The organism is Natrialba magadii ATCC 43099 (genome assembly GCF_000025625.1).
GTDB lineage: Archaea > Halobacteriota > Halobacteria > Halobacteriales > Natrialbaceae > Natrialba > Natrialba magadii.
The window spans coordinates 334,821-356,251 of record NC_013922.1 but is presented as its reverse complement, the minus strand read 5'-3'; the positions used below and the strand labels follow the sequence as shown (position 1 = coordinate 356,251).

Genomic DNA, 21,431 nt, shown 5'->3' with positions numbered 1-21,431 from the left:
GTATCTGTCTCGCACTATTGTGAAAGAGTGGTACTGTAAGATGTTGTATATAGAAGATGGACTGCTACCTGCGCACATTCCAAATGAGAATCGCCGTAGGGCAGCCGAATGTGTCTCTATCGGAGTGTGGACCGAGTTCCAAATGAGAACTGCTCGCTGTCATGGGGTTTTGCAAACAAAATGGACTGACCACATTCCAAATGAGCGATTTAGTTTTGCTCTTGGCGAATACCGAACGGTCACGGCCGAGATCGAAGCGCTCACTGCTTGTTGGTGGGGTCGGCATGTAGTACGATCCCTGCAGAGCAGGGCAGTAAGTGGTGTGCGGCTTATGACTGTAGAGACTGCTGAGTGAAGATTACACGGCATACAGAGCAACAAGACATATACTATCGGACAAGGGCTTTGGTAGACTTCGCCGGTAATGTCTCTACCGAAGGTCCCAACCGTTCTGCCGACAGTATACTCACTCGGTACGAGGGGTGTGGCCGTGATGTTGACCCGACCCATAGAGGGTCACAGTGTCGTTTATAGGTCCTTCTCATTTGGAATTCGCGGAGTTCTAGCAGACATACCAAAGTCACTTACCTGAGAAGTCAGCCGGAACTGGCATCCGTTTACAATTGGGATAGTACTCAAACCGCCAATCTACCGAGAGTGTCTCAATATCTCTGTCTTTGAGCATCATACTCCACTAAAACTCATAGCACCCCTCAGTTCCGCTCCATGATCCCTCATTGTCTCCTCTGTAACCTGATTTCGACGAATCAGTGTTTTGGGGATCTGTTTTTAGTCTATGGATGTGGGTGCGTGGATTCCAAATGAGTAACCGCAAGAGGGAACTTCGATTATTCAGATCTATCTTAGCAAATCGGTCCACCCGAATTCCAAATGAGATTCTGCACTCAACGCCACATCGACATGTACCGGAGGCCTGGTACAAAACTATGGTACAGTATCAAAGAGCTATACTGTGATACATAGCCCGGGTATCTGATCTATTAGCGTGATGTGTTCACAGTCTTGTTCGGAGCTAAGAAATAAGAGTCACCGTTGTGAACTGCCCTACAGTCAAGTCCCGAAGCACTCTCCCTATTCTGCCTATATACCAGAGAATAACGCGAGTATCCCGGGATCGAAGCGATCACTGCTTATGACTGGAATCTGCATGGAGTAGATGCATTCAGCAACCACTGCTGGGCAGGCAGTAGTATGCCCCCTAGAAGCCGTAGAGACAGTTGGTGTGAAGATTGAGAGACACACTCACTCGGTACGGGGGGTGTGGCCGTGATGAAAACCGAACTGATAGTGGCTCACAACGTCGTTTAGGGACACTACTCATTTGGAATCCGCGGTGTCCTAATCGATTTGAGGATACCAATTGTTCAATAAGCCCTCAGAAAATGAGTGTTGATTCGTTGTTGGTCAAAGCTAGTTGACGTAACTGAGGTGACCTCCTCCTCGACGTAAACGAAGAGGGATCTTCGATCCCTCAGGCAGTCGGGCGTAGCTCGACGACGGCGAGGCTTCCCACGAGCGGAGGCCCGCTGTAGTGGGAACTTACGTTTGCACACCGACGGGGTGCTGGCGGGGCCACGCAACCGCTACTCCTATCCGGCAGTGGGGTCGTGGTTCTGCCCTGCTGACTCGGAGTTATCTGGCTTGTTTTGCGTCGGTCAGCACCCGCTACCGCTTTAGAACACGTCAATCCACCGTGCGACGATTCACGCCCGTCGTGAACGAAGGGATTCCCTCGCCTCAAGAAGATAGACTCTTGATTCGGCCCTGTTTACGTTAATCAATATTGACATACTCACTCGGTATGAGGGGTGTGGCCGTGATGAAGATACGAACTCATAGGGACTCAAAACGTCGTTTACAGGTGTTCACATTTGGAACTGTGGTGTCCTAATAAACACGTCGTCAGCCACCTATCCGGCAAGTCCACAGAGTGGGACTTGTTCGTAATCTGGTCAGCACTAGAAACGATCGATCCACTGGGAGTGTGTCAATATCTTTGCTTTGAGTGTCGCATCCCATTAAAACTCATAATCTCCCTCAATTCCGCTCTAAGACACCTCATCGTCCTCTCTGTGGCCCGTTTCGACGGATTAGTCTTTTGGAGATTTGTTTCTGATTTACGCATGCAGGTGCGCGGATTCCAAACGAGTAACCGCAAAAGAGTTCCTCGATTACTCGGATCCATCGCAGAAATCGGTTCACCCGAATTTCAAACTATAGTAGTCACTGCAAGTCATTGCACACCAGATCGCTAGGCCCCTCCGTGCTCAGTGTGTAAATCATTACAGTTGTTACTATAGATTCCGCGGTTTACGACACATCGTCATGTCCCAGTGACATGGTACAGTACCGAAGAGTTATACTGTGGTACTGTAACTCGGTACATGATTCTGGTACATTGATCAGGAACTTGGCCGCATTATAATGATGTGCTCACAATTCTCTTCGAGAATACGAGATACGAGTCTCTATGGTGAGTTGTCATAGAGTCAAGTCTGAAGCACTCGTCCTGCTCTGTAATCAAACCAGAAAATAGCGTGAGCAACCTAGCTGTGACGAAAATGTGACTCTCAACCTGAAGACTAAGACGCGTGGTGTGCGGGAACCTTGCGGAATGTGAGCGTTCACATAGTTGCATCGAGAATAATGTTTTGTCTCTTTCGTCGTGGCGTGTAAGCGCATTTGTGTCGATGATAGTTAGTTCATGCCCGATCCGTGCCATCAGGTACATCATTCTCAAAGCCGTGCGGCGTATGAGCGTGGAGGAAACTCTTCCTCTCGTCCCTTGGGTCAGTTTCATTCATCGGCTAAATGCCTATACCTCGTACCAACTACGGATTTTCAGTGGGGGTATAGAACAGCCGCAAACGTCATTTGAGGGTTTAGATCATCCTATACACCCTATAAGGCCATTAGAAACAGCCGCACGGGTTTGAAGATTCCATCCCCGTTTGACCCCTATCGCACATCCTTATCGCACATCCATTCTCGTGATCGCACATCCTTATCGCACACCTGGAATGGGATGCGCACAGTCAACTGCACACTGTGCGATTAGATGTGCGTTAGGAATGAGGACTTATGCCGCAGGAGTTGACAAGATCAAATATGTCGAAGGAAATGGTTGGAACTGAAGATGATGCACACAGGGAAATGATGAGTCGCTCCTTATCGTCGGACAATGATGACAGCTACGTGAGGGACAGTGAGACGGGAGAGACTGAAATCGAAGACTCCACAGAGAGAGACGATGTGCACCTCTCAGCGGATAATACCCCGTGGTACTCGCTCGCAGTCTCTGAATTCCCATCGCGCGAGCCAATCGACGATGTTAGAAATATGATTGACTACATGAAAGCCCTGCACGCTGACCGTGAACGCCAGCCTTCGATCCAGAACATACACTTTAGCAATTGCGAAACGACAGGAGAAGATGCCCAATTCATCATCAAGGATACTGATAGTGGGTCTCGTAACTGCCGAGTGTTTAAAATCTGGTTTGCTCCGCGCATCGTCCTCGGGTCAAGTTCACGTGAAAGGTTCGCTGCTATGATCGAGAGTACACATCTCGACACAATAATAGTTGACAAACTGAGCGTCTTCGGGCGCGACGTGCGAGAGATTGAAGAACGCGTTCGAATTATCCTTGATGCTGGTTGTGAGATTCACGTTGTCGATTCTGGTTTCGTCCTCTGCTCTAAAGACAAGACGATCGCGTCGGAACTCCTCAAAGCGATTGATACAGCTGGGATTGATATTCAGCGGAAGACTGAGCGTGTGGATATTGAGGACCGGCTCTCTGGCGATAACAATATACGCCCAGGTCGGGCAAGGCTCGGCTTCGACAAAGATGACGCAGGACGACGTGTCCCTGCAAACAATTACGACCGTGTATGCGAGGTCCTTCATGCAGTCAAGTATGAGGATCTCAGCAAATCCGCAGCTGCACGCGAACTTGACGTCAGCCGGAAAACTATTCACCGAGCGCTGGGCTGCTCGGAACTCTATGGTATCAACTAATTTTCTATGCTTAAATTCAGCAAACCCACCATCGATTTCGCATCGTTTCTGGGTTTTGTGAGAAAGTCTTAAACAGGACCGGTCAGAATTCACCAGATATGCTTCTAACATATCCTTTTGTTGACAAGATGGGTAGCGTTATGCACACCACTCGCGGTGGTCATGTGAGTTCTGGCTCAACAATAGTAAACTTGAACCCGAGTTTCGCACCCTCTACAACTGCTTCGTACTGATCACGTCGATCGATGAGTTTACCGATAGTCGGTGGACTCCACGGGACCTCTTCAGCAATCGAGCGGTACGACTCGCCTGCATCTCGTAACTCGTAGACGCGGAGGACGTCGTCAATCCTATTCTCATCCGCAACGAGAAACTGCTTGTTCTCATCGAACCTGAGCGCGACTGGAGGTTGCCCGTGATAATATCCAGCATCTGTGCGACGATTGGTCTCTTCGATGCTTTTCTCGATATACCGTCGCATAGCTTTGTGTTCGGTCGCTGCCTGTAAGAGCTCGATAGCAACGTTCATCGAATCGTCAAGATCTAACGTGCCAGTTGATGTGTCGTGAAGTTCAACACCAGTGCTGCGACACGACAGGATTAGATCCATTGTGTCGTCAAAGTCGCGTGCAAACCGGCGCTTTCCATCGGCAACGACCAGATCTGCTTCGCTGTTTTTGATTCGTTCAAGGACTTGTCCGTATTCGCCTCGATTAGCGGTGCTGAATCCGCTAGACCATCGGCCGTCATCGAAGATCGTGTTCAGAACGACTGGCGGGTGGTCGTCACGGTCATTTAGCTCGTTGATGTACTCTTGGATCTTTTCTTTCTGGCGTGGAATGCTGCGGTCGCTGTCCTGGGAGAGCCGGGTGTACCCATCTACGACTAACGGTTCCTGCTCGTCAGTCATCGTTATGGTGGATGGTGACTTCCATCTTGTTTCGCGCTCGCCCCATCTCCCATTCGAGTTCGTCGCCTTGTTTTAGGCTGAAGAACTCGGCAGTGTCCTTCGGGATGGTGACTCGATATTGTTTGGTTTCGCGTGTGTTGCCATCCCGATCAGTAACCTCGGATTCGGTGACTTGGACCTTTGTTTTGGGCATCTTCTGTTTAGTGTTACGTGTTGAACTAATTATAGTGTTACGTAAGTGTGTTAGAGCTACACCCCCAGCGCTAACAGTCAAGCTGTCGCTGCAGAATCATTCCAAGTAATTCAGTGAGTCCTCTCCCAAGAGATACCTTGCATTTTCTCTGCGTTGAGAGTTCCCAACATGCTCACTCGGTACGAGGGGTGTGGTTGGGTCCGCCTCTCAGTGCCTCACGAAGGAGTATCTCATTTGGAATCCGCGGTGTCCTCACCCCTCAGACCCGCTCCAAGATCCCTCCTAAGATCCTCTATACGCTGATTTCTCTGAATTAGTGTTTTGAGAATCACCTCTGGTTTGTGGATGAAGAGTACGCAGATTCCAAATGAGAATCGTACGCTTTCTGTCGATTTTGCTAATTTGATTGTTGAAGCGCATTCCAAATGAGATCGCCTAGTGAAATATGGTCACATCCGCTCAGAAAGCGTACACCAACAGATTCCACTCACTGTTATCGATCGTCAGCGTACGATAAGACGCGGGGTGAGTCCCACTGAGACACTAACCTTAGCGATTTCACCTGGCCCCGAACATCCGGAAGGTTACTTCAGTAATTAGGACCGTCCGCATCCAGCACCTGCACGTCCTCTAACGGTTGACTCACCAACCTTGCTCCGTTGGCTCGCCGCCCGTTCGATCGCATCACCGAACTCGTCCGGATTCCAATCGACGATTTCTGCACCGTTCTCTTTCAATTTGTCCGGTACATCTTCGTCGGTGATTTCGTCATCTACTTTGATAGCCACCAAGCCGTTCCCTTCTTTCAGCGACCGTTCGATTTCGTAGTCAACCCAGTCGCTGTCCTTCGTGTTCTCGCCTACCAGAACGACGGTAGTGGAGGTTCCCTTGATTTCGTCCCGAATACACTGCTGGATGTACTGGTCGTTCGTGCTGTCAACGGGATCAAGGAGGTGGCGGTCCTGAAACTCGACGTCAACATTCTTGTTCCATCGAAGCAACCGGAAGCCCTTGGCTTTCATCCGGTCGCTTCCCTCGTAACTGATGAAGACTCGACGGGTGGTCATTCTTTCATGCGGCCTGGTAAGCCGTTCTAATTGACACAATGTGGCTAGGCCTCTTGTGCTTTTCGCGTAGTAATCTCCCAGTATCGATTCTCTTGGCTTGTGAGCGCCATCACCCGCTTGATAAACAGCTTTTCAGGATTTTCCACGCCTTCGTATTCTTTCGTTCTGGTTTTGAACATTTGCTCCTCGCGCCGAAGTCCCTCAGCAGTGGTCCGATAGTTCATCCACTTTTTCTGGTAGTTCAGGTATGATTCGAGGGCTTCGAGGATGATAAGTAGAACAGAAGCAATGATGATCGTGTTCTGCCAGAACGCGCTGGATGTCACCGGAAACAACGTGACGGCGACCGGGAGAATCGCAGCTAAGGAAATCTGGGAAATCTTCATCCCTCGATGGTACTTCTTGTTGTTAATTGCCTTCGTATCGTACCACTCAAATTGCGGTTTATAGAATTCCTCGTAGAATTCGTCGAAGTTCTCTACCATGTTCGAAATCCTGACTTACAGAATGGACTCTTCCTCAATTTCGGTCCATCTCTCGTCTAGTATCTCCTCAAGGTCGGTACCCAGGTTCTCTGCAGCGATGAGAAGGTCAGAAATGATTTCCACTGTCTCTTCTTCCAAGACTTCGCGGGTATTCATTGGCTCCATGTGGTCCAGCGATTCCATCGCGTTCGCCATACGTCCCGCCGGAGAGGCCATCCGCGTAAACAGCCATTCTTTCAGTTCCTCCGAATCCATCACGTCATCGGCAGGATTCAATGCTTCTCCCCATTCAGCAACTCCGTTTGCCTCAAGGCCGAACATCTTCTCCAGTTCATTCTGAAGATCTAAGTTGAGTGTGTTCGCCGCTGCCAGTCCGACGATGAAGCTATCAGCCAGCGTCTTTTCGATTTGTTCAATCCGCATGTCATCATCAGCATAGTCACGAGACATACGGCCCACGTACTTCGAAAAGTGGAGCACGTAGTGATTCATCCTCTCTGGATATGGGAGTGTGAAGATGTCGCGGTGATGCTCCTTATCATGTTTTTGCTGACGTTTCTGCAGATCAAGTAGTTCCGTGGAGTCGTTCATTCGTTGATCGCTCTTGCGGGGATAATCCCTCCATTGTTATCACAGTTTGGGCATAATTTCAGCGGGGCCTTATTTTCAAAGTCGTGATTACATATCAGACAGAACCAGTCAGATACGCCCTCTGAGGCGATAAGAGAAAAGTCAATGTCCATCTCCTCCATCTTTGTTTCAAGAATCTCCTTGGTCTCGTCATCTTCTTCGGTCTGCATCGTTCCGACGTAGCTCTGGACAGATTCCCAATCGAATCCGGCCTTCCGCTCCCAGGTCGGGTACCGGAATTCATGGTACCGTTTGTTAATCAGTTCTAGTCGCTGGATCTCATCAAGGTACTGCTGGGAATAGTCCTCCCTATCCTCGAAAAGGCTGAGGAGAGCATCGGTTGTCTCGGGTGTGACAAGTTTCTTTCTGAACCCGGTCAAGATACCGTCAAATCCGGTTTCGTCGGCTATGGTTTCGAAACTGATCGGAGGGTAAATCCACTTCATCTCGTCCGCCACGAGACGGTAGTCGTCCTGGATGCTACCGTTCCGGTAGTTGGTGAGCAACGGTGGACCCAACGAGTACCAGCCAATATGGTAGTACCCAGCGAGATGCCGCTCTCCTTTGAAGTTCGTGCAGAAGAAGAGGTAGGGCCGGTTGTTCCTCACCAGGCCGGATCGGATGTCCCGAGTACAGGTAGAGCACAATCCGTAACTCATCGTCTCAAGATTCGGGTCGCTCTTATTGTCGTTGACCTTGGTGACCTCTCGAACGGGATATTTGCTGATCTCGTCCTCGCAGTAGTACAGTGTTAGATAACTTTGGGCATCTTCCGATGCCTGATGCTCCTCCCACGGGTCGTTGGGAGGCGCATAATCAGGAGTCCTATCTGATTCATACCTCATTTTATGTTTGGTGGATGTATTCTTCCTATAAATTGTTTCTCCAACCGAATGTTCGGTGAGGACGGGTGTGCCGTAAGATTCAATGAGTCAACTGCTGGCTTTCAGAGTAGGAGTAATGTCTGAGTCCTTGACACAGCCTGATAATATTCAGAACAGTCTTGATGAGGAATCACTCGATCTGTTCTGGCAGTTCATCACCGAACGGCAGAAGGTATGGTATCGTCGAGTGATTGAGGGACGACCGTCTCCATGGACCGATGACGAGATTTTGCAGGAGTATCGATTCACGAACGTCTACCGCGAACTGGATCCCGGGACGCAGTACGTAATTCAGAACATCTTGGAGGCGGATGCCTCGCGTCAGGACAAGATTCTGAATGTGATGCTATACCGGCTGATCGGCCGGCTCGAAACGCACGAGCATCTCGGATTTCAGTCACGGGAAACCTTCGATGCAGCAGAATTTGAGGGGAAACTGAAACATCGACGGGACGGTTTGGGGGAGACGGTGTTCACTGGCGCATACATGGTGAGTGGTTACAATCAGATGGGGTCTTCTGACAAAGTAGAAAACGTGGCTGCGCTTTTCGGCGAAATCACGGATGATCCGGAGTTCTTTGACGACATGCTTTCTACCGAATCGCTGGAAGGCACCTACAAGCTGATCCGTTCACAGCCCGGGTTCGGAAATTTTCTTTCGTATCAGGTTCTTGTTGATCTTCTGTATCCTGTGGACTACTACGATGGGAACTCCGTACTCCCGTTTTCTCCGAACGACTGGTCGGCTCCCGGTCCGGGTGCTCAGAAGGGGCTGAAACAGCTTGTCACGGAGTTCAACGGTTTCGGTCGTCTTGACGTGATGCGGTGGCTCCGCCAGAACCAGCAACAGGAGTTTGAACGGTTGGATCTGGACTTTCCCTATCTGGAGACAGAAGACAAGGGCGGCTTGGAGCTATCATTAGCAAACATCCAGAACTGCCTCTGCGAGTTCTACAAGTATCATAAGATTCGACATTCGAACGGTCGTGCTCGGCGCTGCTTCCGGAATACCGAAGCACGATCACATGGCGAACTACGTGAAATGTACGAACGAGCGCCAGTGATTAGCCTTCCCAACTCCGCCGATTAGAACACCTCATTTCCGATCCAAGACACCTACCACCCCCTCTATGTCCCGATATCGCTGAATTAGCGTTTTAAGATCCGTCTCGGCTCATGGGTGGGGGGTGTGTAGATTCCAAATGAGAACCGCCGCTGCCTAGTGGTTTTGCTAATTTGATGAGTGAAGCATATTCCAAATGATGGTAGCAAGTAAATTATGTGTGTGAGCTGCTTTGACCGTGTACATCATGCCAGTGTGGTGTGCAGGCAACAAGTGGTATGGGGGATTTCACATAATCGCCAGATAGGACAGCGATTATCGGTCGAACAGGCACGGTCTTGCTTTCGTTTGATGGTCAAACGAGAGGGTGGGTTCCACCGAAGTTTGCATACTGGAGCTCCTTAAGGAACAAGGCCACTTCGAATAGTTTCGTCCTCATCTGTGTCACCCACCCCAGCACCACTAAACAAGTCTAGACCCAATGTTTTCCCCAGCGCCTCTGGAACTGCTTCGGTGAATTCCTGTGAGAGGTCTTAGATCTCCTCGTCTGATAGGTCTGTAAAGTCCTCTGAGTCGTTGGAGTCCTCAGTCATCTTTACCGGAGTCTTTAGTTGGGCACAACAAGGTGCTTTCAAGCACAGTCAGTTTCCTAGTGAGGCAGCAGGTTGGTAGGTTCTTGCTCCGTTCGTAGTCTCGAAGAGATAGGTCTGGATTTCGGGGAAGGTGTTACTCAATTGACCGAATAGGAACGCGAGGCCCGCTGGGACCGCCATGAAGAGATGTATGGTTGATGTGGCAGATAGTTCATTCAGTGCCCTTTGCACCTCTTGGCGAAACATATGCGCGGCGTGTGCGGCCTCTGAAGCATTAAGTGCTGATCCAATGACATCGCCAAGCGAGAGTTCAAGAACGCCGCTGAAATCAGGAAGCGATGATTTGGATCTCCCGACAGCTGCGTCTACCTCATTCGTGACACTGACCAAGACGGCCAAGTCAGAACCCGTAATGTCATTCACATGGAAGTCGCTCTCCAATCCACTGTCTTGCTGATCGGTGTGGAGGTTCCATGGGTTATGCTGGCCTGCGCTGTATTGCAGCCACGTCGCGTCGATCGCTCTGGTCGTTTGGAGGCAGTGTCCTAATGCGAACGCGGCTGGCAAGTGAGCCTGTCCGCGGACGCGGAGAGATCTCCCGGGAGCAGATTCTTCCACAAGGTCGATGACCCTTTGGAGTCGAGGGAGAAGCCGTTGATTCCAGTGATCAGGCGTCGGAGCCCCGTCTGCGAAATACGATGACCAATCGATGGTAACCGCTGGTCGAGATGCATGGGTGGGAGGAGCGTACGTATCGAGAGATATGTCGAACGGATGGTCCTCATCAAGTCGTTCATGGTTGAGACGAACCCGTTCAGTGAGAACGGCAGTAGCGACATCATCGGCTGCTGCTGGCGTATCCGCTGTAGACCCCAGTTTAATCATGTTCCAATCGGAGAAGTCGAGCAGTGTCGGAGATTCGGAGAGGATCTCGTTCGCGTCGTCATAGTCAATCCCAGGACAGAGCGCGACTACCACGAAGAACTCTTCCTCGTTCTTCCATCGGTTATGAAGACCAGGGAGTTCCAGTTCGAGAATGATATCCGATTTGGTGACATCCTCACTCACCAGTACAATGCCACCGGCAAGTTCAGGATTCTCTACCTCTAATACGTTCCTGATCTCGGGCTGGGTTGGCTCGGTAGGCAGATCGGAAATGTCCTGCCAGGTCCGTATCCCATGCTCGTGTAACGACGTGATGAGCGCTTCAGCGATGTCCGCTTGGCTCCTTCGATAGCTGACGAACATTTTCCCCGTTGGGTCAGTCATAGTCGGTCACTGTTGATCTGAAAAGATAGTTACTCCTATCTCACTGACTATCTTCCGGTTCGTCCTCCGGGTTCGCACGATGGAGCTCTTCGAAGTCGCCTTCGCGGTGGAAGACGTACACATTCACAGAGAGATCATCGGGTGGTGATCCGCCGATAATGACGAGGATTGGATCGGGGCAATGGTAACTCTCGTTCGTAGCGATGGACACCATCTCGTCATAGTCGTCATCACTTGCTTCCGGTGGTGCGGCCGGGTGATAATGCCACTCTCCGAGATACTGGATGCCGAGGCGTTCGTTAGCCGCTTGGAGCCATTCATCCACTTGCTCGGTTCCCCGGTGAAAGGTCGTCGGCCCGTGAGTCGAATCGCTCGGCGGGTCTGTCGCCCGAACAACAAGCGCTTCACCTCCCGAGAAGTATGTCCCTGCTAGAATCCCGCCGGTTTCAACCTCCTTTGCTTCAGCACACAAGTCTTTCACAGCAGCAAGACGACCCGCCGGGATTCTCACAGTGATCGACGAGTCTGCGGATGCCCACTCTATCGAGTCTTGGAATGGTGGCTCGGCTTCAGACACAAGTGGTACTTCACCTTCTGCCTGCGTTTCAAGAACAGTGAGTTTGGATTGGCCGTGCCCGAGGTCTGTTGTTTGGTCGAGGTACCGGGAGATCGTACCTGCCCACGTGGTCACTCGGTCCATCCGGATAACGGACGCCGGGTGCCAGCAGCCAACTCGTTCCGGCACAGCATCCTCTCCGTGAGACCACTCTAGTCGTTCTTGGAGTAGCCACGGTTCGAGCGCCTCTCGGAAGCGATTATGTGGGAAGGCAGTATCGTACGCAGAATAGACGAACAACCGGTTGCCGCGTCGTCCCATCGAGGCGGAGGTGAACAACGTTGGTTGCTTCCACGGGAAGCGGCGAAGTGCTCCCAGCACAGCGTTTGACCCAGTGCAATCGATAACGATCTCTGATGAAGCGACTGCATCCCGTGATTCGTCGGTCGGTGGGAAATCCTCGGTTATCGCTTCGACGCTGGCATGCGGGGTGAGTGACTGGAGTCGCTCAGCAAGTGCAGTGGCTTTCTCTTCGCCAACGTCGGGAAGCGTCAGAGTGTGGCGCGCGAGATTCCCGATTTCGAATGTTTCACCATCAACGAGCGTCAACTCCTGAACGCCTCCTCGTACAAGACACTCCGCAAGTGTACTCCCCAACGCTCCAGTCCCAATGAGGAGGACCTTCGTCTCAGATAGCGGCTTCGACAATGATCCACGCCGTGCGAGTTGCTCGTGTGCCCAATTCTCCGAGTCCAGCCATTGAATCTCCTTGTTCACTAAATCGACGCGGGCGAGGATTTCGCGGTTTCGCTCAGTGTTCCGGAATCCGCCGGCATGCTCGGCTGGTTGTTTGAGACTGGGGAGCTTGACAGCCTGCCACCGGATGAGAGCGTCAGGGTCACCAATCTCTTCGGGAATGGGAAACCCAATGAGTAGGATTTGGATGTCTTCCTCCGTGACAGTTGAACTGACCTTCCCCAAGAGTTCGTACAGTTCAATGGGAGCGTCTTCGAGGACGTTCTCCAATTCACGCCATGTTTCTGGTGCTTCCCATGGGGGTTCGAACGGTGTCGAATCGAGGAGAATCCAAGCTCCGTGGAATACGTCCTCGGTATTGTCCTTGATGTAGTCGCCCCACTCAGGTTGGTGAATGACGTGATCGTCCAGATCTCTGAACTCGCCGGTGGCGAGTGTTCCCGTGGGCTCCGCTAACTGTCGAAGCTCGACAGTACCCCACGATCCGCTAACTGATTGCCAGTCTTCGAATGAGTCATAGGTCTCATTGAAGGCAAGGGTTCGATTCGGGGCTGCTCTGGTATCGAATTCTGGCACCTCATACGGATCACCTGGCTGCTGAAGGTTTCCGTTTGCGGCAGTCTCCAACCACGCAACGGCTCTCTCTAGGTGCCACCGGAGCCGTTCGTCTGGGTCGCGTGGTTCGGTAATTGCACCTGACCGGCCAAGGATGTGGCCGTATTGAGAGACACAGATGTTCCCGTTTCGCCACGGCTCCTCTTCACTACCGGGGTGGTTCCGTCGTTGATGGGGGAAGGTTGCAGTGATGCTGTTTTCCTTAGACGGGTGGATCTCGATTGATCCCCACGGATAGGTATCTTCGATCAGGACATACCAGTCGGTCTCTCGCGGCACCTGCGTGTCTGCTGGGGGGTCGGTGAGGCGTAGCTGGACCTTGAGTATCCATTTGCGCCCGTCCTCCTTCTGTCGGAGGTCTTCACGTACCGTGACTGCGTCGAGTTGGGCAAGAGTATCCACTGCCTGCGTTAGTTCCCTAGGTGGCATACGTTAGTTCAGCAGTGTGTTAGGCGAATCGCTGGTCGGAAACACTGGTAGATCCTGACGAGGAGCGGAACTGTGCAGACTGACGCTCGCCGTCACTGTCGTCGTCATCGCTCCCGTACGGTGGGAATTCGTCTCCAAGAAGAGAGTGCCACAGATCACGGGAGGTAGACGGGTCTTCCTCATCGAGGGCCTGCCGGGCGAGTTCGGCGGCTTCAACGACGTTCTCATGGAACGCAGCGAAATCCTCGCCATCGATGCGGGCCAAGACATTGTTGTCGGGGAGGCCCCTGGCTCCGAGGAATGGTGTTTCCTCGTTCTGTGCATGAGTGTCGTAGCGCTGCGCGATGTCTTCGAAGGTGAGAGTCACACCTTCTGCGACGCTCTCGATGTCGTCCGGACAGCACCAGCCGACGATGTGCTCAAGTGGGTAGCCCTTCGGGCGCTCTGGTTCCGATACTTGGGTTCGCCGCCACCACTTGATGGTCTTGACGACGTTGACGTAGTGCTTGTTTGTGCGGGCGTTCTTGTCGATGGTCCAAGCGATGGTGTAGAGTGGGTGGGTTTTTTCCCAGATTTCGAGTTCGCGGTCGGGGATATCGAGCGGATCGACTTTCCACTCGTCGCTTTTCGTACTAGGTTCGAATCCGAGACCCTGCAGCAATTCTTCGGTCTCTCCCATGTCCAAGGCTGCATCGACTGACAGTGATCCGATGGAGCCGTCTGGGCCTATCGCGTCCTGCATTGCTTCACTTGGTGCGGCGGTCAATACGAGATCGAGTTCGACGCTCTCCTCGTCGATTTGGTAGGCCCGGTGTTTCCGTTCCCATTGTCCGCTGTAATGTTCCTCTAGGAACGGCTCGCAGTTCTCCATCGCCTCAGCGGGAGAATTGTCGTTCTTGTCGAGGTTCGTAACGAGGATAATGTCCACGTCGGATTTTTCGTCACCAATCGGCTTCACAGCGGTCCAGCGTCGATAACTTCCCTGAAGGAAATCTCCGACGTAGAACTCACTCACCGTGTCATCCTCTCGTAACCGCTCACGAAGTGTCTCGTGGCCGTCTTTGTAATCTTGCTTGTTTTCCTCTGTCGGCCGGATGTCCGATAAGAATTGCTCGAAGAGGGACGGGAGAGTCGCCATAATGACGTCACGTATTGCCTGTTCAAATATGTGGTGAGAGCAGGGTGAAAGTGGTCGGTCCCAAAAATAGCTAGCAAATCCTGATTTCGCTCTGCCGTCGGTGTGCTCAACGTACTGCTTAGTGTGGAACTCGTGGCCACTCAGTTTCCCAAGAGGCAGGATCGACAGGTTCCACGAAACCAGTGATCCGCTGGTCAAATCCCTATACCATGTACGAGCCTGTCACACACCACAGCTAGCTTTGATCTCAAATTAAGTAGGTTCTCAATAGACCATCCACATATTTGATTAAACATCCATTCTGCAATCAAGATGTTATTCAGACATCAATCAATAGAATATTATGTGGGTTATGGCATCAATCATGTATGGGAAACTGCAGACATGAACTTTCTAATTTAGACCCAGATTCACCATTAGCTAGTTTGGATGGACAATCTCCAAGAGGAGTTGCGCTAGAATTAGAAAATGAACTTGAAATATTCTATGACGGCTTTATGACTCTCCATGAATACGGCAACTTCAAAGGAAATGAAAGAGATGAGCTCTCACATAAATTCCATCCATCAAACATAAGAGAATCAATTAAAAATATAAATGATTCAATTGTAAAAATGAATAAATTACTATCTTCATATGGGGTGGAGCACATTCGAAACCTGCCACCAGAAGGGAATGAACTTAATTATCATGAATTAACGATAAACTCAAAGAACCCAAAATACCATTCGATTAGACATTGGATCAGAAATGTTGTTAGAAATTCTCCAATAGAGGATGAAAACAACGCCGTAAATTCAATCCTCAAATATTCTAGGAGATTAGATGGTGATGATAAATTTGACCAAGGAGAATTATACGAACGTATAGATGAAGATTGGGATGCTATTCTCCTTGAATTACCTGATATAACAGGGAAACTATTTGATATATATCAGGAAGAATGGTTTGAAGGTAATGAATACAGAACAGGTGGTGGAACACCTATTTTTAAGCTAATACTTGGTGCATTAATGCTTATTATTATATCGCTTTCAATATCTATAATAATGCCTCTTTTTGCAATTTCTGTTAGTCCAGTGTATGTACTAACACCAATTTTTGGATATGCTGTGACTTATGTAATTCGTGTTCTTGGGGGTTCAGAGATCTGGGAGGAGATATCTCGATATCGTATTGAAAAAATACCAAGAAAAGACGTTCCTGGACATCAATCAGATGATGTTTTTGTCTATACCGAAAACAAGCCAGGAATTGGACGAGGTGTTGAATTTATCAGGAAATATTTAGATTGGGGGTTTTTAGATCTCTCATTTATCTCAAACTCTACCACTCCAGATTATATTGCAGTTTATGAACATGGGCCTGCAGATCACATACAGTATATTGGTAAAGTGAACGATATATTTGCCGCTAATCAGGTTTCTTATTGTGGTGAATATGAAGAAGCAGGTTTTGAATTTGAAGAAAGCGATATTGTTATTAATCTAGAAGAACCATTGTATCGCCTTGAATATGATGAAAGGATCGTAGGTGAAGAGGAATCAGTTGATGAGCTGCGAGAAACAAAAATTGATAGAATTAGGAACGAATATAAAGTGTCCGAGTTATAATATGACCGTATTCTCCAGAAGTCCCCCGCCCGGTGCGCGACTTAGGGGAGTGTGTGATGGACGATCAGAGGCAGACGAGTTGCATGTCCGCGCAGCGCACTTTTGACGTGCAGGCTGGAAATTAATAATATATAATATTCAAATATTGAATGCGTCCTTTCTGAGTTCCCTCTTTTCACGCTCAGATCTCACGTCGTAGTGCTTTTCCATCGTACGAGTGCTTGTATCTACCCTCCCAGATAGTAGATTTGGATCGTGGCCCTCATCAAGCCACGCAGAGATACTGCTACGGCGGATATCGTGTGGAGCGACTGAGTCATCACACTCTGCTGGATACGTTGATCCGCAGGCACACCCCTGTCCTAAGTTACCACACGCAGTCAGTTTGTATACCCGAACACGAATTGCTGATCGAGACATACGTCCTTGCTTAGTCGCCAGGAGAGGTTTTCTCCCGAATTCATCAGTTACTGAGGGACGACGGTCGTTGATCCAAGCACGAAGCAAATCGCAGACCCATCCGTGTAAGTTGATCTCGCGTTCCGAGCCGCGTTTGTTTTTGAGCGGAGTCTCACTCTCAGGGCGATATGCTAGATCTGCCCAACGGTTATCTAAGTCCACGTCGTTCAGATCAAGTGCCCGCAGACCACCAATGCGGAGCGAACAGGACCATAAGAGCGAGAGGATTACGTGGTCGGTTGACGCATACTGGTAGCGTTCTAAGTCATCAAGGAGTCCTGCAACACGATCTGGATCGATCTTACTATCACGTGCCGCTCCATCTCTTGTTGGCAGTACGATCGACTCCGGGAGTGACTCATCAACCCATCCCATTCGGAAGCAAAACCGGAGGAAGAGTCGCACCACACAGAGTTGGTTGTACATTGTGTTGGTGTTGATCGACTTGCTTCGGTATCGTCGAAACCGGGACAGGTCAAGAGGTTCGAGTTCTTCAACGTTGCTAACGTCTCCTGCACCCCAAGCCCACTTGCGGAACATTTTGAGCTGATAGTGGTGATTCTGCAGCGATGAGTCGCTGAGTTCGGTCTCTCTTTCCGTGAAGTACGCCTCGATAGCTTCGTCAATTGGTGGCATGCGTTGTTGCTCCGTGCCTGGGAGTGCGAGCGAATCGCCGGTGATCTCAGCAATTATTTCTAAATTGCCTTCACCTGTAGTCGGAAGGCCAGCCCGCGCAGCGAAGCGAGCAGGCAGGACCCGAGGGCGGAACGCATGGAAGTCGGCAGTTCGTCGAGCGAAGCGAGACGAACTCCAATGGATTACACGCGCAGACGCGAAGCGTCGAGCATGTAATCCTATTGACAGTTCAAATCTGCCCCAACCCATTTTTCACGACGTAATACCGACGAGCGAAACGAGGAGTCCGCGTCGGGAAAAATTGTTACGGCTGATTTAAACTAGACCGAGGTTCTGCGCCCCAGGCGCAGGTTCTCGGGCGTGGTTCAAATCTGCCCGCTTGTTCACCAGCGAACCCACGTATTGAGTGGTGCACTCGAGTACCCTGTCTCACTGCAGCCACCGATTTTCAACGCTGACCCGTTGAACAGCCCCACAGTCCAACTACCGGGTCGACTGTCCCAACGCATCGCAACAGCTCGCACACAGACTACGACCACCTGTGAAATTTATTACACCAGCCGGTGGCGATTGCGCTGCAATGCCACCATACATCACCCTATGGCAGTTCACAGAGCAAGGCGCGGCATCGATTCGGGACAGCCCTGACCGTATCGACCGCATCGAAGAGCAGTTCGAAGACCTCGGCGGGGAACTCGAGTCCTTCGACATGCTGATGGGGCAGTACGATACCATCACGATCAGCGAATTCCCGGACGTCGAAACGGCTGCACAGGCCGTCCTCTCCGTCACCGAAGCCGGAAACGTGCGTTTGGATATCCCCCAGGTGTTCGAACGGGATGCGACTCGGGAGGGACTCGAGTCGATGCCGTGAAACGGAATCGGGTCTGCTGGGGGGACCTTCCCAAAACTGGATCGAGAACAGCGGACCACTGTACAGCAAGAAGTGTTCAAAGCAGTAGTACAGTCAGTGAGACCGACGATCACGATAGTAACCGGAGGAGGGCTGCAGTGGACAGTGACGCGAGAATGTGACCAGCCGGACGCGGTTTGTGGGACAGTTGTTTGGTCGAAAAAGTCGAGATTGTGAGCGGCGCGTAGAACAGCCGATCAGAACGGCTGGCGCTCGACGACGCCGAGTTGTCGGAGGAGTCCGAACGCGTCGTCGTTGACCCGGCGCTCGACGAGTTTGCCGTTCTCGATGCGGTCGAACAGCATTCCGGTGATGTCGATTTTGGCACCGGTCGGTTCGATGTCGAGCAGCGGCCGTTCCTGCGTTCCAGTTGCGCGGAATCGGGTCGCGACGATCTCGCCATCGCTAATCATCTCCTCGACCGTCATCTCGTAGTCGGGAACGGCACCGCGGAAGTTCTCGACGAGCGTGCGGTAGTCAGCGGGGCCGTGGATCGACTCGTCGATCATCGGGTTGTGGTAGGTGAACTCGTCCGTAACGAGGTCGTCGATCATGTCGAGATTGTCGTCGTTCCAGACGGTCTCGATTTCTCGCCGGACGACCGCGCTCGGCGCTGTGGATGCGTCAACTGCCATGGGAATCACCGGTACTAGAGACGCTCGGTGAGTGAATAACACTTTTTCAGGGGGAACGACCGATCTGCGGGCCGTACAGACGGAACGGGCAGAGTGTCCCACTGGCAGTCAGCGACGAATACGAACAGACGAACAGTGAGCGGACAGCCGCCGTCAGTCGCCACGAGCCTCCAATAGTGTGGTTTGGAATCGGTCCCTGGACACTGCCCGAGGAACGCTTAAGGAGTTTCGTGTTGGGTGATAAGCCATGTCATACCAGGTCCGCTGTGACAGCTGTGATTTCGACCAGGAGCTCGCCGGCTGGGTCGAAGCCAGCAGCGCTGCACGAAAGCACGAAGCGGAGTACGGCAGTCACTGGGTGAGTATCCACGACCTGCAGATAGCCTGAGCCGCCAGCGAGACAGCCAGCAGGGTCGTGACACAGTCATCCGGTCGGTGAAACCGGTCAGTGAAACACTTCTTTGTCGGTCGACGGTGCTCGTGCAGTAGCTCGGTGAAGACTCACCTGCAGATCCCTCACGCGCCTCTCGGCCGGTAGCAAGGGCATATCGCGATCCTCACGCTGTTCGAGGAATCGGCTGTCCGAACGTCGTGGTACGTTCCACACCCCGTACGCTCTTTGCCGTCTACGACCCAGTGGCAGAAGATGAAGTACTACGAGGACATCGAGATCGGCGACACGATGGAGTTCGGCGAGTATCACGTGACCGAAGCGGAGATCGTCGACTTCGCCGAGTCCTACGATCCACAGCCGTTTCACATCGACAAGGAGGCAGCGACGGAGTCGGCGTTCGGCGAGCTAGTCGCCTCGGGCTGGCACACGGCGTCGATGTGTATGCGGCTGCTCGCCGACGGACCGATCGACGACCGGGCGAGTATGGGTGCCCGCGGTGTCGACGAACTGCGCTGGAAGCGCCCTGTCAAACCGGGCGATACGCTCTCGATTCGAACGGAAGTGATCGATAAGCGAGTGTCCGAGAGCGATCCCAAGCGGGGGTACGTCGACAGCCGACTGGAGGGGCTCAACCAGCACGGCGAGGTCGTCATCTCGTGGATCGGACTGGGGATGATCGAGCGACGGAACTCGGATGAAAACGCCGAGTAGAGAGGGAGACGATAGTCACAATGGTTCTGGATCTGGAACTGGTTCTGGACCTGGCTTTGGCACTTATTCTCACGGACCCACGTCGAAGTATGCGGCCAGGATCGCTGTATGAACCTCCCGGTGGTCTGTCTCTTGGATCGTTGCGGCGGCCTCGAACCGCTCGCGAGCGTTGGCAACCGTCTTCGGCGGCGCGGCCAGGTGCGTGAGAACGAACGAGTTCGGGTCGACGTCGCTGACCGTCTCGAACGGCGCGTCGTCGTAGAGCGACGTGAACCCTCCCACGACCTCCATCACGAGGTCGGCAGTTGCGTCGGCACCGGGATCACCCTGCGGGACAGAATCAGTAGCCGGGTCGAAGTACGACTCGAGATCGACGACGCCGGCCTCCTCGTGGAGGTGGGCTGCGAGCGCGTCGAACACGGGCTGTGAGACGTAGACGCCGAACAGTTTGTAGCGTGAGGCGGTCATCGGCTTAGACGACGGCCTCGACCCACTCTGCAGTAACGAATCTGTATCGGCACCCCTCACAGAGTTCCACTTCGACGACCTCGTCCGTCGAGAGGTATACGTGACGCCACTGTACCGGCAGACTATCGTCGCCGCAGTTCGCACAGAGTGTGGACATGGCCTGACTCGTCACCCATCTACACCCGGACGTTGTATAATTGCTCGCCTGACAGCGCGGTCAGGTGACGGGGCCTCCTCGCCGATCAGAACCGTCGCCGAAGCTCAGCGACAACCGTCGCCGGCACGTCCAGTTCAGCGAGTACGCAACGGCGCTGCTCCTCGGTCCCGTGACCAGCGACGAACCCGTTGAGTCGGGCAACGACGGTCGAGTCGACAAACTCGTCACCGTACTGGTCGACAAGCTCGTCACCCGCCACAGGCGTCGACCGGAGTTCGTACTTCTGGTGATAGTCCTCTGCGAGCGTGATGGACTCGAGTACCTCGATCTCAGACTCCACGGTCGTCCCGGTGCGCTCTGCGAGGTCGTCTTTCGTACGGTGTGCAGCCTCGTACTGCTCGTCATCGTGTGCGAGGACGACGCCGCGGTACTGGCGCTTTCGGGACGGGGGTTGCCAGCTGTGGTTCGCCCAGAAGACCTCGAGCAAGTCCTCGTACGAGAGCGTTTCCGGGTCGTACTCGAGTTGGACGACTTCGGTGTGGTCGCCCAGCGAGTAGTAGCTCGGATTCGGTTCGGTGCCGCCAGCGTAGCCCACTCGCGTTCGGACGACGCCCTCCATCGCGCCGAATCTGGCGTCAGGACCCCAGAAGCAGCCCATGCCGAACGTTGCCGTCTGTGTCTCCGGTGGGGGTTGCAGTGCACCTGCAGCGTCTGGTGACTGACGTGTAAACTCTTCGTCCGGATGCGTCACAGGTCTCGTTCGGACCGAAGCGGGATGGGTGTATCGACGGCCGTGTCACCTGTGACCAACTATCA

General features: G+C 52.2%; 20 protein-coding genes. 6 read left to right on the top strand and 14 right to left on the bottom strand.

The genetic code is table 11. The features are described from left to right. Positions 1-3,129 precede the first annotated feature (3,129 nt). The gene (locus NMAG_RS01715; RefSeq protein WP_004213868.1) at positions 3,130-4,041 is read left to right on the top strand and encodes a recombinase family protein; all 912 of its coding nucleotides are present in this window, start codon (positions 3,130-3,132) and stop codon (positions 4,039-4,041) included. Between the two features lie 160 nt (positions 4,042-4,201). On the opposite strand, the gene NMAG_RS01710 is transcribed toward NMAG_RS01715, so the two are convergent. The 6 genes from NMAG_RS01710 to NMAG_RS01685 form a co-directional block, all read right to left on the bottom strand. Then, entirely contained in the window at positions 4,202-4,951 is a 750-nt protein-coding gene (locus NMAG_RS01710; RefSeq protein ID WP_004213866.1) for a recombinase family protein, read from the bottom strand. After that, on the bottom strand, positions 4,944-5,144 hold the full coding sequence (locus NMAG_RS01705; protein ID WP_004213864.1) for an AbrB/MazE/SpoVT family DNA-binding domain-containing protein: 201 nt from the start codon (positions 5,142-5,144) through the stop codon (positions 4,944-4,946). Before NMAG_RS01705 ends, NMAG_RS01710 begins: the two co-directional genes overlap by 8 nt. Before the next feature lie 596 nt (positions 5,145-5,740). Continuing rightward, complete coding sequence (locus NMAG_RS01700; RefSeq protein WP_004213862.1) at positions 5,741-6,211, bottom strand: TIR domain-containing protein; 471 nt, start codon at positions 6,209-6,211, stop codon at positions 5,741-5,743. A 44-nt stretch (positions 6,212-6,255) separates the two neighbouring features. Next, complete coding sequence (locus NMAG_RS01695; protein ID WP_004213860.1) at positions 6,256-6,696, bottom strand: DUF4231 domain-containing protein; 441 nt, start codon at positions 6,694-6,696, stop codon at positions 6,256-6,258. A 15-nt stretch (positions 6,697-6,711) separates the two neighbouring features. Then, entirely contained in the window at positions 6,712-7,287 is a 576-nt protein-coding gene (locus NMAG_RS01690) for a hypothetical protein (protein ID WP_004213858.1), read from the bottom strand. Next, entirely contained in the window at positions 7,284-8,171 is an 888-nt protein-coding gene (locus NMAG_RS01685) for a hypothetical protein (protein WP_004213857.1), read from the bottom strand. Before NMAG_RS01685 ends, NMAG_RS01690 begins: the two co-directional genes overlap by 4 nt. A gap of 115 nt (positions 8,172-8,286) precedes the next feature. Between NMAG_RS01685 and NMAG_RS01680 the strand changes: the two genes are divergently transcribed. Then, positions 8,287-9,300: a nucleotide kinase domain-containing protein gene (locus tag NMAG_RS01680; RefSeq protein ID WP_012996342.1), complete on the top strand. Its 1,014-nt coding sequence runs from the start codon at positions 8,287-8,289 to the stop codon at positions 9,298-9,300. Between the two features lie 614 nt (positions 9,301-9,914). Here NMAG_RS01680 and NMAG_RS01675 read toward each other — a convergent pair. The 3 genes from NMAG_RS01675 to NMAG_RS01665 are packed head-to-tail and all read right to left on the bottom strand — an operon-like array spanning position 9,915 to position 14,827. Further along, positions 9,915-11,135 carry an SAVED domain-containing protein gene (locus NMAG_RS01675; RefSeq protein WP_004213851.1) on the bottom strand — a complete coding sequence of 407 codons (1,221 nt, stop codon included), beginning with the start codon at positions 11,133-11,135 and terminating at the stop codon, positions 9,915-9,917. Positions 11,136-11,175: 40 nt separating this feature from the next. Further along, complete coding sequence (locus tag NMAG_RS01670) at positions 11,176-13,491, bottom strand: ThiF family adenylyltransferase (RefSeq protein ID WP_004213849.1); 2,316 nt, start codon at positions 13,489-13,491, stop codon at positions 11,176-11,178. A 19-nt stretch (positions 13,492-13,510) separates the two neighbouring features. After that, positions 13,511-14,827 (bottom strand): SMODS domain-containing nucleotidyltransferase, encoded by a 1,317-nt coding sequence (locus tag NMAG_RS01665; RefSeq protein ID WP_237076804.1) that lies wholly within the window; start codon positions 14,825-14,827, stop codon positions 13,511-13,513. Positions 14,828-14,997: 170 nt separating this feature from the next. Here NMAG_RS01665 and NMAG_RS20765 point away from each other — a divergent pair, with 170 nt between their 5' ends. Then, the gene (locus NMAG_RS20765) at positions 14,998-16,242 is read left to right on the top strand and encodes a hypothetical protein (RefSeq protein ID WP_004213847.1); all 1,245 of its coding nucleotides are present in this window, start codon (positions 14,998-15,000) and stop codon (positions 16,240-16,242) included. A gap of 138 nt (positions 16,243-16,380) precedes the next feature. Here NMAG_RS20765 and NMAG_RS20760 read toward each other — a convergent pair whose 3' ends face one another. Next, positions 16,381-17,337: a tyrosine-type recombinase/integrase gene (locus NMAG_RS20760; RefSeq protein WP_237076803.1), complete on the bottom strand. Its 957-nt coding sequence runs from the start codon at positions 17,335-17,337 to the stop codon at positions 16,381-16,383. A gap of 580 nt (positions 17,338-17,917) precedes the next feature. Here NMAG_RS20760 and NMAG_RS01660 point away from each other — a divergent pair. After that, positions 17,918-18,211, top strand: coding sequence for a GYD domain-containing protein (locus NMAG_RS01660; protein WP_004213845.1), 294 nt, complete (start codon positions 17,918-17,920; stop codon positions 18,209-18,211). 236 nt (positions 18,212-18,447) lie between these two features. Here the strand turns inward: NMAG_RS01660 and NMAG_RS01655 are convergent, their stop codons facing one another. Beyond that, positions 18,448-18,885, bottom strand: a complete 438-nt coding sequence (locus NMAG_RS01655) for an ester cyclase (protein WP_004213844.1) — start codon at positions 18,883-18,885, stop codon at positions 18,448-18,450. Between the two features lie 247 nt (positions 18,886-19,132). Between NMAG_RS01655 and NMAG_RS21900 the strand changes: the two genes are divergently transcribed. Both NMAG_RS21900 and NMAG_RS01650 read left to right on the top strand, forming a co-directional pair. Next, positions 19,133-19,273: a hypothetical protein gene (locus NMAG_RS21900; RefSeq protein ID WP_004213843.1), complete on the top strand. Its 141-nt coding sequence runs from the start codon at positions 19,133-19,135 to the stop codon at positions 19,271-19,273. Between the two features lie 258 nt (positions 19,274-19,531). Then, positions 19,532-19,990, top strand: a complete 459-nt coding sequence (locus tag NMAG_RS01650; protein ID WP_004213842.1) for a MaoC family dehydratase — start codon at positions 19,532-19,534, stop codon at positions 19,988-19,990. A 69-nt stretch (positions 19,991-20,059) separates the two neighbouring features. On the opposite strand, the gene NMAG_RS01645 is transcribed toward NMAG_RS01650, so the two are convergent. The 3 genes from NMAG_RS01645 to NMAG_RS01640 form a co-directional block, all read right to left on the bottom strand. After that, positions 20,060-20,458: a hypothetical protein gene (locus tag NMAG_RS01645; protein ID WP_004213841.1), complete on the bottom strand. Its 399-nt coding sequence runs from the start codon at positions 20,456-20,458 to the stop codon at positions 20,060-20,062. Between the two features lie 4 nt (positions 20,459-20,462). After that, the gene (locus NMAG_RS21895; protein ID WP_004213839.1) at positions 20,463-20,615 is read right to left on the bottom strand and encodes a hypothetical protein; all 153 of its coding nucleotides are present in this window, start codon (positions 20,613-20,615) and stop codon (positions 20,463-20,465) included. 85 nt (positions 20,616-20,700) lie between these two features. After that, on the bottom strand, positions 20,701-21,366 hold the full coding sequence (locus NMAG_RS01640; protein WP_004213838.1) for a peptide-methionine (S)-S-oxide reductase MsrA: 666 nt from the start codon (positions 21,364-21,366) through the stop codon (positions 20,701-20,703). Between the last annotated feature and the right edge of the window lie 65 nt (positions 21,367-21,431).

What these genes read in the sequence shown, in the direction of transcription:
- NMAG_RS01715 (WP_004213868.1), top strand. Translation starts at nt 3,130, where the DNA reads ATGTCGAAGGAAATGGTTGGAACTGAAGATGATGCACACAGGGAAATG.
- NMAG_RS01710 (WP_004213866.1), bottom strand. Translation starts at nt 4,951, where the DNA reads ATGACTGACGAGCAGGAACCGTTAGTCGTAGATGGGTACACCCGGCTC.
- NMAG_RS01705 (WP_004213864.1), bottom strand. Translation starts at nt 5,144, where the DNA reads ATGCCCAAAACAAAGGTCCAAGTCACCGAATCCGAGGTTACTGATCGG.
- NMAG_RS01700 (WP_004213862.1), bottom strand. Translation starts at nt 6,211, where the DNA reads ATGACCACCCGTCGAGTCTTCATCAGTTACGAGGGAAGCGACCGGATG.
- NMAG_RS01695 (WP_004213860.1), bottom strand. Translation starts at nt 6,696, where the DNA reads ATGGTAGAGAACTTCGACGAATTCTACGAGGAATTCTATAAACCGCAA.
- NMAG_RS01690 (WP_004213858.1), bottom strand. Translation starts at nt 7,287, where the DNA reads ATGAACGACTCCACGGAACTACTTGATCTGCAGAAACGTCAGCAAAAA.
- NMAG_RS01685 (WP_004213857.1), bottom strand. Translation starts at nt 8,171, where the DNA reads ATGAGGTATGAATCAGATAGGACTCCTGATTATGCGCCTCCCAACGAC.
- NMAG_RS01680 (WP_012996342.1), top strand. Translation starts at nt 8,287, where the DNA reads ATGTCTGAGTCCTTGACACAGCCTGATAATATTCAGAACAGTCTTGAT.
- NMAG_RS01675 (WP_004213851.1), bottom strand. Translation starts at nt 11,135, where the DNA reads ATGACTGACCCAACGGGGAAAATGTTCGTCAGCTATCGAAGGAGCCAA.
- NMAG_RS01670 (WP_004213849.1), bottom strand. Translation starts at nt 13,491, where the DNA reads ATGCCACCTAGGGAACTAACGCAGGCAGTGGATACTCTTGCCCAACTC.
- NMAG_RS20765 (WP_004213847.1), top strand. Translation starts at nt 14,998, where the DNA reads ATGGGAAACTGCAGACATGAACTTTCTAATTTAGACCCAGATTCACCA.
- NMAG_RS20760 (WP_237076803.1), bottom strand. Translation starts at nt 17,337, where the DNA reads ATGCCACCAATTGACGAAGCTATCGAGGCGTACTTCACGGAAAGAGAG.
- NMAG_RS01660 (WP_004213845.1), top strand. Translation starts at nt 17,918, where the DNA reads ATGCCACCATACATCACCCTATGGCAGTTCACAGAGCAAGGCGCGGCA.
- NMAG_RS01655 (WP_004213844.1), bottom strand. Translation starts at nt 18,885, where the DNA reads ATGGCAGTTGACGCATCCACAGCGCCGAGCGCGGTCGTCCGGCGAGAA.
- NMAG_RS21900 (WP_004213843.1), top strand. Translation starts at nt 19,133, where the DNA reads ATGTCATACCAGGTCCGCTGTGACAGCTGTGATTTCGACCAGGAGCTC.
- NMAG_RS01650 (WP_004213842.1), top strand. Translation starts at nt 19,532, where the DNA reads ATGAAGTACTACGAGGACATCGAGATCGGCGACACGATGGAGTTCGGC.
- NMAG_RS01645 (WP_004213841.1), bottom strand. Translation starts at nt 20,458, where the DNA reads ATGACCGCCTCACGCTACAAACTGTTCGGCGTCTACGTCTCACAGCCC.
- NMAG_RS21895 (WP_004213839.1), bottom strand. Translation starts at nt 20,615, where the DNA reads ATGTCCACACTCTGTGCGAACTGCGGCGACGATAGTCTGCCGGTACAG.